General features: G+C 68.3%; 3 protein-coding genes. All 3 read left to right on the top strand.

What is annotated here, in order from left to right; all coding sequences use genetic code 11:
• Positions 1 to 215 precede the first annotated feature (215 nt).
• The 3 genes from istA to istB are packed head-to-tail and all read left to right on the top strand — an operon-like array spanning position 216 to position 2848.
• A complete protein-coding gene (gene istA, locus ABZ855_RS48180; protein ID WP_360820397.1) occupies positions 216 to 1832 on the top strand; it encodes an IS21 family transposase in 1617 nt (538 codons plus the stop codon).
• A gap of 2 nt (positions 1833 to 1834) precedes the next feature.
• Positions 1835 to 2080: a hypothetical protein gene (locus ABZ855_RS48175; RefSeq protein WP_360820395.1), complete on the top strand. Its 246-nt coding sequence runs from the start codon at positions 1835 to 1837 to the stop codon at positions 2078 to 2080.
• Between the two features lie 6 nt (positions 2081 to 2086).
• Positions 2087 to 2848 (top strand): IS21-like element helper ATPase IstB, encoded by a 762-nt coding sequence (gene istB / locus ABZ855_RS48170; RefSeq protein ID WP_360820392.1) that lies wholly within the window; start codon positions 2087 to 2089, stop codon positions 2846 to 2848.
• Positions 2849 to 2918 lie beyond the last annotated feature (70 nt).

Raw genomic sequence — 2918 nt, 5'->3', positions numbered from 1 at the left:
TGTCAGCGCTCACGGAATGTTCCCGTCGGGGTGTGATCCGCTCACGGAATGTTCCCGCGGGCCGCTCGTCGGTTCCCGGTAGTGCGCTCGTGATGTTCGTCGTGGGGACGGCGAACGTTCGGCCGTAGTTGTCAAGATCCAGTCCTCTTCCCGTACATGATCATCCGCTGTCAGCCCTGGTAGCTGGGGAGCGGATGACGAGGAGGACGTTCTACGTGATCGATATAACCGAGATCCTGGTGCACTGGTACGCCGGGCGGTCGCAGCACGATGTCGCGGGCTCGCTCGGGGTGGCCCGCAAGACGATCCGCCGCTACGTGGAGCCGGCGATCACCGCGGGGTTCGTGCCCGGCGGGCCGCCGATGACCGAGGCGGACTGGGCGCCGCTGGTCCGCGAGTGGTTCCCTCACCTGACTGACACCAGGCTGCGGCAGGTGACCTGGCCGGAGTTCGACAAGCACCGGGAGTACATCGCCGAGATGCTGCGGGCCGGGGTGACCAAGGCGACGATCCACCAGCGGCTGCGCGACGAGCACGGGGTGACGGGGTCGGTCGCCTCCTTCAAGCGGTACGTCGTGGCGAACCTGGCCGAGGACGCGTTGCGGGACAAGGTGACGGTGCTGCGCGCGGACCCGGATCCGGGCTTCGAGGCGCAGATCGACTACGGGATGCTGGGCTCCTGGACCGATCCGCGCACCGGGGGCTCGCACCGGATCTGGGCGTTCGTGATGGTGCTGTCGCACTCGCGGCACATGTTCGTCCATCCGGTGATCAGCCTGGATCAGGCGTCCTGGACGGCCAGTCACGTGGAGGCGTTCGCGTTCTTCGGCGGCGCCCCGGCCCGTCTGGTGCCGGACAACCTGAAGACCGGGGTGGACAAACCCGACCTCTATGACCCGAAGCTGAACCGGGCGTATGCCGAACTCGCGGCGCACTACGGCGTCCTGGTAGATCCCGCTCGCGCACGGAAACCCAAGGACAAACCAAGAGTTGAAAGACAAATGCCATATATACGTGATTCCTGGTGGAAGGGCCGGGAGTTCACGTCGTTGGTGGAGATGCAGGCTTCTGCGCTGCACTGGTGCCGCCAGGTCGCCGGGGTGCGCAAGCATCGCGGGCTGGACGGGCGGGCTCCGGCGGAGGTGTTCGATACGGTCGAGGCCGGCACGCTTCTTCCGCTGCCGGCCTCGGCGTTCACCCTGGCGCAGTGGTCGCGGGCCAAGGTCGCCCCGGACGTTCACGTGAAGTCCGGGAAGGTGCTCTACAGCGTTCCGTGGAAGCTGATCGGGCAGCACGTCGACATCCGCGCCACGGCGACGGTGGTGCAGATCTTCCACCACGGCGAGCTGGTGAAGACCCACGTCCGTGCGGACAAGGGGCGCCGGACCGATATCGCGGACTACCCGCCGGAGAAGATCGCGTTCCAGACGAAGACGCCGGCCTGGTGCCAGGAACGCGCCGAGCAGGCCGGTCCGGCCACCGCCGCGGTGATCGCCGACCTTCTTCAAGGCCAGGCCCTGCACCGGCTTCGGTCCGCGCAGGCAATCTTGGGCCTGGCCGGCAAGCACACCGGTGCCCGCCTGGAGGCGGCCTGCCGCAAGGCCGCCGCGGCCGGCGACCCGTCCTATCGCACCATCCGCAACATCCTGGCCGCAGGGCTTGAGGACATCGAGCCCGAGCGGCCGACCGGCGACGCCGGAGCCCCGGCGTTCCTGCACGGCCCCGACACGCTGTTCGCCGACGTCATCGCGTTCCCCGTCCCTACCTCCGGGGCGACGGACGACCGCCGGAGCGAGTCCGGGCACGGCGAGCCGACCGGCACGGCCAACTGACCATGACCGGACACCCCCACGACGACGAGGACGTCGTCCACCTGCCCCGACCGATCGCCGAACGCATGGCCTGCTGGCTGCGGCAGCTCGAGTCTTTCCTCGACGACTGCGGTCCGGACACCGCCGACGTTCTGGACGACCACTTCGGCTTCGAGCCCGCCGCCGAGTCCATCAGCGCCGTGCTGAGCATCGACGCCGACATCTTGCAGGCCGCGCTCACCGCCACGACACCACCACAGGAAGCGTGACCCGCCATGACGATCCTCCGCCCCGCACTGGCTGACAGCCTGCGCACCCTGAGACTGTCCGGGATGCTCGAGACCCTGGACGCCCGCCTGGGCCAGGCCCAAGGCGGCGACCTGGGCTACCTGGAGTTCCTCCAGATTTTGTGCGACGACGAGATCACCCGCAGAGAGCAGCAGAGCATGGCCCGCCGCCTGCGCCGCGCCCGCTTCGACGCCGAAACCACCCTGGAAGGCTTCGACTTCGCGGCCTCACCGAAGCTCCCGGCCGCCCAGATCCGCGACCTGGCCGCCTTGCGCTGGCTGCACGCCGGAGAGTCGATCATCCTCTACGGAGCCGTCGGCGTCGGGAAGACCCACGTCGCCCAGGCCATGGGCCACCAGGCAATCCGGGCCGGAGCCGAGGTCCGCTTCCACAAGACCAGCCGGATCCTGGCCGACCTCGCCGGCGGACATGCCGACCGCACCTTCGACAAGCGCCTGGCCCAACACGTCAAGCCCGACCTGCTCATCCTCGACGACTTCGCGATGCGTGAGTTCACCCCGACCCAGGCCGACGACCTCTACGAGTTGCTCTCCCAACGCGTCGCCGAAGGCCGCTCGGTGGCGATCACCGCCAACCGCGCACCCCAGGACTGGTATCCGCTCTTCCCCAACCCCGTCGTCGCCGAATCGCTCCTGGACCGGCTGATCAACACCAGCCACCAAGTGTTCATGAACGGCCCCTCCTTCAGGCCGAACAAGCGCCCCAAGGCGACGGCCACCACGAAGTAGACCCACTCAACAGACCGGGGTCGGTCCCATTACATGAGCCGACCCCGGGAACATTCCGTGAGCGCCCACA

The organism is Streptomyces sp. NPDC047042 (assembly GCF_040644035.1).
Taxonomy (GTDB): Bacteria; Actinomycetota; Actinomycetes; order Streptomycetales; family Streptomycetaceae; genus Streptomyces.
The sequence above is the reverse complement of the archived record's forward strand: the minus strand, read 5'-3'. Positions and strand labels throughout refer to the sequence as shown.